At 64.4% G+C, this 6,144-nt stretch carries 6 protein-coding genes; 2 read left to right on the top strand and 4 right to left on the bottom strand.

Annotation, left to right across the window (positions count from 1 at the left end; genetic code table 11):
- Positions 1-174 precede the first annotated feature (174 nt).
- Complete coding sequence (locus ACFE99_RS10560; protein WP_375484971.1) at positions 175-1,806, bottom strand: class I adenylate-forming enzyme family protein; 1,632 nt, start codon at positions 1,804-1,806, stop codon at positions 175-177.
- Between the two features lie 11 nt (positions 1,807-1,817).
- Positions 1,818-2,759, bottom strand: a complete 942-nt coding sequence (locus ACFE99_RS10555; RefSeq protein WP_375484969.1) for a VOC family protein — start codon at positions 2,757-2,759, stop codon at positions 1,818-1,820.
- A 270-nt stretch (positions 2,760-3,029) separates the two neighbouring features.
- Here ACFE99_RS10555 and ACFE99_RS10550 point away from each other — a divergent pair, with 270 nt between their 5' ends.
- The gene (locus ACFE99_RS10550) at positions 3,030-3,767 is read left to right on the top strand and encodes a FadR/GntR family transcriptional regulator (protein WP_375484967.1); all 738 of its coding nucleotides are present in this window, start codon (positions 3,030-3,032) and stop codon (positions 3,765-3,767) included.
- Entirely contained in the window at positions 3,764-4,600 is an 837-nt protein-coding gene (locus ACFE99_RS10545; protein WP_375484965.1) for a PaaI family thioesterase, read from the top strand. Before ACFE99_RS10550 ends, ACFE99_RS10545 begins: the two co-directional genes overlap by 4 nt.
- Position 4,601: 1 nt before the next feature.
- On the opposite strand, the gene ACFE99_RS10540 is transcribed toward ACFE99_RS10545, so the two are convergent.
- Positions 4,602-5,414 (bottom strand): enoyl-CoA hydratase/isomerase family protein, encoded by an 813-nt coding sequence (locus ACFE99_RS10540; RefSeq protein ID WP_375484995.1) that lies wholly within the window; start codon positions 5,412-5,414, stop codon positions 4,602-4,604.
- Positions 5,415-5,725: 311 nt separating this feature from the next.
- Positions 5,726-6,144: LLM class flavin-dependent oxidoreductase (locus ACFE99_RS10535; RefSeq protein ID WP_375484963.1), on the bottom strand; the 419-nt coding region annotated here is incomplete at its 5' end.

The following is a 6,144-nucleotide window of genomic DNA, read 5'->3' as shown; positions in this document are numbered from 1 at the left end:
ACCCCCGACCGCACCTGCTGCCTCGACCAGGCGGGCCAGGACCCAGGCGCGGACATCGTCGGCCAGCTCAGCCTTCGTCTTGCAGTGGTGTTGCACCAAACCGACGGACACGCCGGCCCGCGTGGCGACCTGGCGGATGGTGGTTTACACGCCAGACGTTCCTCGTAGCACAGCTCACCGGGCACCGCCGAAATACCGTTGGCGCAGTTCGGCTTTGCGCACCTTACCGATCGCGGTCCTGGGCAACGACTCGACGATCGCCAGCCGTTCAGGTGTCTTCTGCTTGGCCAGACCCGACTTTGCGAAATGGCGCCGAAGCGCCTCGAGGTCAAGTGTGGCGCCGGGGGTGAGTGCGACGACGGCGGCGACTACCTCGCCATATCGCGGATCCGGTGCGGGCACAGCTGCTGCCTCGGCGACCGCGGGATGCGTGGTGAGCACATCCTCCACCTGGCTCGAGGAGATGGTCTCACCCCCGCGGATGATGACATCCTTCAGTCGGTCCGTGATCACCAGCCGCCCGTCGCTGTCGAGATGGCCGAGATCGCCCGTACGGAACCAGTTATCGGCAGTGAACGCGTCGTTATTGAGCGCCGGATCCCGGTAGCCGATGAACTGATCAGGCCCTTGCACGACGACCTCGCCGTCGGCGCCGCTCGGCAGCGGCGCTCCGTCGCGGCCGATGATGCGGACCGCCGAGCCGGGCAACGGTCTACCGTCAGTGCCCAGCCGGGCGGCTTGAGGGTCGTCGGCCCGCGCGGCTGTCACGGTGGGATGCTCGGTCAGCCCATACGACCGATATGAGTTGATCCCGGCCGCATGGGCCCGCCGCCCCAGCTCTTCAGTGACGGTGGCTGCGCCGGTGAGAAATTCACGCAGCGTCGCAAGTTGTCCACGGATATTGCCCAGGTCCAGTAAACCTTGCAGGTGAAACGGAGTGCCCGTGGTTGAGGTCACGTTGAAGCGTTTGATCAGTTCGGCGGCCCTGTGCGGATCCCAGCTGTCGAGGAACACCGTGCGGGCACCAGAGATCAGCGGCCGCAGCATGCAGCCCAGCCCGGCCACGTGACCGGGGGGAAACACCACCAACTGGATATCGGACGCACGACCGGCGATCACATCGGGCAGTGTTCGCTGCTCGGCGAGCAGCGAATTATGGCTATGCTGAACGCCTTTGGGAGCCGACGTCGTTCCCGACGTGTACAGCAGGACGCACACGTCGTCGGCGTCCGGTGACGGCTCGACGTAGTGATCCGGTCCGGCCGCCAGCTCCGCCCAGCTCAGATAGCCATGTCCCGGCTGCGCGCCGACGACGACGATGCGCTGCAGCGTGTCGACGTCGGCATATTCCGCCAAGCGGTCGAGGTAGTCGGTCGACTTAAACCGCGCCGGCATCACCAGCACCTTGGCGGCGGAGTCGGCCAGGATGAAGCCGACTTCGTTCGGGCCGTAAATATGCACGATCGGCACCAGCACGGCCCCGCAGAGCAGCACCGCCTGGTAGGCGACGGCGCATTCCGGCCGGTTGGTCAGCTGCACCGCCACTGCATCACCCGGCGCCACGCCCACCCGTTTCAGGCCGGCCGCCACATCTCTTGCTGCGCAATGGATCTCGGCGACAGTTGCCGCCGTCTCGGATTCCTCGGTGACGAAAGCGATACCCACCTCGCCGTGGCGGGCCGCGCCGTGCTTGAGGGCGTCGATACACGTGCGCTTGGCATACCAACCTTCGCGGTACCACGTGTCGCGCAGCTGCTCATAGTCGAATCCGCGTTTTTCGCTGGCTCGATCGCTCGAACGTGCCATCACGGCCGCCGCTAGCGGGTGAAGTATTTCAGCGGCCGCTCGACGAACTCGAAGACGACACCGTCCGGTGAGCGCATAAACGCGACGTAGAGACCCTCGATCTTGGTGCCCGGCAGCGGGCACCACACCGGATCGCCTTGCAGTTCAACCGAATCAGGCAGCAAGGAGACTGCCTTTTCGACGTTGTCTACCCGCAGCGCACAGCGGTACAGGCCCTGGCTGTTGCCACCCACCGGCAAAGGATGGCTGCCGGTTTCGGGATGCTGCACGACACTGACCGTGAACTGGTGGCGATCCTCGGGCAATGCCAGCCGCGCCACGACACACCGCGCCTCAGCCCCGCCGCCGCCCGGCGCCAATTGATCCCCGGCCACCGTCATGGGTGCCGGCGCTTCCAGCACCGCAAAACCGATGGCTGTCAGAAAGTCCACGGTGGCCGCCACGTCGACGGCCGAGATCCGGATACCGGCAAACAACGCGCCGGGTTGCTCGCTACGCAGTTCGCTCAGCTCGATCACGACGCCGTCCGGGTCCATCACGAGTACTGATTTGCCGCCCGAAATCAGACCCGTCACGGGATCGCTGACCAGAAAATCGGCGTCTTGCAGGCCGCTTACGTACTGATCCAAATCGTTGACGGTGAACAACGCCGAGCGGATTCCGGGACGAGCCGGATGAGGGTTCTGATCGGACTTGAGTGGCGGGGTCGTCCATTGGATGGCTTCTAGCGCGCACGCGTTGCGGCCACCGCGTGCATCGTAGAAAAACGATGTGGCAGCATGTGTTTCACCGGGCAGGCCCAGGATGCTGCCATCCGTGGGCGCCGAGGGGTCGGTGCGCATCCGAGCGGATAGTCCCAGCTGCTTGACGTACAGCTCTTCGGTGGCGTCCAGCGATCTGCAGTTGAGGTTGACATGCAGGAAGCGCCGGGCCAGAGCCTCGCTAACGGGCATCGCTATCCACTGCTCCTTCGTCCATGCCGCCCAGGCGCATCTGGCTCAACCCAATGCGCAACGCACCGAGCCTACTGTATCGCTAACTGTTTAGCCGTTTCTCTAACCAAAATTCTGCCTTGGTCCAGGCAATATGACCCGCTGCAGCCATGAACGTCGTTCACAAGCGCCGTTTCACCGGCACAACAGATCTCAGAAACCACGATTTGCATATATAGTTATATGATTCAGAGCGCCTATTGGGCTGCCACCGATGAAGGGAGTGCCACGGTGGAGGTGGAAAGTCTGCGTGAGCCCAAGATGGCCGAGCGGGTGGCCACGGTGCTACGCAAGATGATGGTCCGCGGAGAAATCGCCGAGGGCACCATGTTGCCCCCTGAATCGGAGTTGATCGAGCGCTTCGGGGTGTCGCGGCCCACGCTGCGTGAAGCCTTCCGGGTGCTCGAGTCGGAGTCGCTGATCAAAATCCGGCGGGGCGTCCACGGAGGTGCGCGCGTCAATCGCCCGCGGCGTCAGACGCTGGCCCGCTACGCCGGCCTGATACTCGAGTACGACGGGGTCACACTGCGCGACGTTTACTACGCCCGCGCCGCCATCGAAACGCCGATGGTCGTGCAGTTGGCGAAGGATCGCGACCCGGCCGTCATCGACCAACTCGCGCAGATCGTCGCCCACGAAAACGAGGTTGACGGAAGCGAAGCCGTGGATGCGCGCACCGATTTTCACGCCGCAATCGCCGGACTCTGCGGAAACAAGACGCTGCAGATGATTAGCGAGATGCTGCACCACATCATTGAGACGGCCAACCGGTCGCTGCAGCCCAGCACGGGGCCCCTTGCCGAGCAGGCCGCGCGCCGGGCGTCCAAAACACATCGAATGCTGGTGGACTTGATAGCGGCCGGAGACTCACAACAGGCCGCCGAGTTGTGGGACCGGCATCTGAAGAAGGCTGAGGAATACGTGCTGTCCGGGTCCGAGCTGTCTACAGTCGTGGACCTGCTGCAGTGAACCGACTGACAGACGGCGCACTACCACATGACTCGGAAACACCTGACCGGATCTTCGGCCGGTTTGGCATCGAGGTCCTAGACGAAAACCCGGTGGAGGCCACCGCTGTGATGTCGATGGGCGTCGCCGGTATGACCAACCCGTTCACCGGGAGTGCGACAGTCGGACCTTTGGCCATCCTGGTCGACGCGGTCAGCGGTCTGATCAATCACTTTCGCCGCGACGTCGATGAATGGACGGTTTCAAGCGAGCTTTCCCTCGAGCTGAGTCCGGAGGGCGCTCTGCTTGCCACCGCCGACCCGCAGATCCCGGTGATAGCCGACGGCCGAGCACTTGGCCCCAGGGGCAGCACGTCGCTGTCGTTCTGTACCTTGTCGTGCGGCGGCACCATCATCGGCGGGGGAACCGTGCGCTCGTACTTTGTTTCCGCTGAGCGCCTGGTCGACAATCGGGTATCGGACACCTTGGTCAAGGCCGCCCACACCCCATTGTCAGAGCTGATGGCGATAGAGGTCACGTCTCCCGACGGCCAACGGCGCGTGCTGCGTCAACTCGCCGACCCTGTCCTCTACAACGATGTGGGAATAGTGCACGGCGGCGTGTCCGCCGCGGCCCTGGAGCTGGCCGCATCGGCGGCCATCAGCGACAGCAACCCGCCGCTGCGGACTGCGTCGCTGCGAGTGAACTTTCTGCGCCCGTTCATCGCCGGCGGGCGTTCTCGCTACGAGGCCTCCGCGCTGCGCATCGGGCGCGGCGCCGCGGTGGCTGACGCACAGGCCATTGACGACCAAGACAGGCTTGCGCTCACCGCGCGGATCAGCGCCTACCGCTGAGCTACTTCTGATTCGAGCGAGCCCGGAACGCCGCCACGCGGTCCTTGAACTCCTGGGTGGTAAACGAGGTGTACTCGGCGTACAGCGCGTATTCCAGGATCCCCATCGCCGCCCGGCTCAGGTGCATGTTCATCGCGACCTTCGTCGACTGCACCGCCTGCGCCGGCAGCGCTGCGAGTCGCTCAGCCAATGCCAGCGCCTCATCGAGCACCTTGTCGTCGGCGACCACGCGCGTGACCAGGTTGAGTTCCTTCGCGACCGGCGCGGTGATCTTGTCGCCGAGCAGCACGTACTCTTTGGCCTTCATCATGCCGACCAGCAGCGGCAGCATCGCGGCGCCCCCATCGCCCGCCGTTAGGCCGACCGCCACATGCGGGTCGGCCATATAGCTGTTCTCGCCCATCACCAGCAGATCCGACAGCAACGCTATCGAGCAGCCCAACCCGACCGCCGGACCGTTGACCGCCGAGACCAGGGGTTTGCCGAAGTTGATCACCTCGGTGAAAACGGTGCGCGCATCAGCGATCTGCTCCGCACGCGCTTCGGGGTTCTCGATCAGCCGGCCGAACATCAGCATGTCCCCGCCCGCCGAGAACGCATTGCCGACACCGGTTGTCACCACGGCTCGTACGTCGTCATCGTCGAGCAGGACGCGCCAGATCCTCGTTAGCGCCTTATGAACCGCTTCGTCGACAGCGTTGAACGCCTCGGGACGGTTGATGCGCACCACGTGCACCGCGCCGACCTTTTCCACCAAGAGCGACGGGGCAAATGCCTCGTAGCCGGCCAGCGTAGCCACCTCTGAAGTCGTCATCATGCTCCCATCACTGCTTTTTGGCTGCACCTCAAAGGCACCGCGTCCATTGCCAGCGCTGCTCGCGCATCATTAGCGGGTTCTTCCCAGCACCGCGTGGATCAATACACGCCCGCTGCCTGGTCGGCGCCCTACGCTTGATGCCACGCGAGGCAAGGGGCTTCGCGCCGGTATCAAACAATTCCGTTATTCATTTAGCTACATTGTATCAGGCGATGGTCTATGCCCGTCCATAACGGCCGGCACGGCCATCGCACGCGGAAACGTGCACATCGACCAATCGACATCGGTCTAGTGAGTGGGTGCCGCGGTCACCAGCCGTGAAGCGTGGGAAGCACCTCGGCCGCGAACAACTCAGCGCTTCGCCGCCATGCGGTGGCATCGCGCGGCCCGCCGAAGATGACCGTCTCGGCGCCGGCGTCCCGAAACTCCTCGAGCCGCTTGATGATGTGTTGCGGGGTTCCGGTCAGTAGATAGCGGTCGGCAAGCGGTTCGAAGTCCTGGCGGTATGTCGCATTGACCGCGGCGATAGCTTCTCGGCGCGCCACCGCGGCATCCCGGTCGATCGCCCCCCAGCAGAAGATGGCGCCCCGTATCTCGGCCGCCTCGCGGCCGAATTCACCCGCATAGGCGCGCACCGACTCGAGGCTGTCAGCCAGCCGCTGCGGCGTGTACATGTAGGGCATCCACACATCGGCGAAGCGACCGGCGCGCCGAAACGCGCCATCGC

The sequence above is a fragment of the uncultured Mycobacterium sp. genome (genome assembly GCF_964249325.1).
Classification (GTDB): Bacteria; Actinomycetota; Actinomycetes; order Mycobacteriales; family Mycobacteriaceae; genus Mycobacterium.
This window is presented reverse-complemented; position numbering and strand designations above follow the sequence as displayed.

Bases quoted from the DNA above. Each gene is read 5' to 3' on its own strand.
- ACFE99_RS10560 (WP_375484971.1), bottom strand. From the start codon at position 1,806: ATGGCACGTTCGAGCGATCGAGCCAGCGAAAAACGCGGATTCGACTAT.
- ACFE99_RS10555 (WP_375484969.1), bottom strand. From the start codon at position 2,759: ATGCCCGTTAGCGAGGCTCTGGCCCGGCGCTTCCTGCATGTCAACCTC.
- ACFE99_RS10540 (WP_375484995.1), bottom strand. From the start codon at position 5,414: ATGACGACTTCAGAGGTGGCTACGCTGGCCGGCTACGAGGCATTTGCC.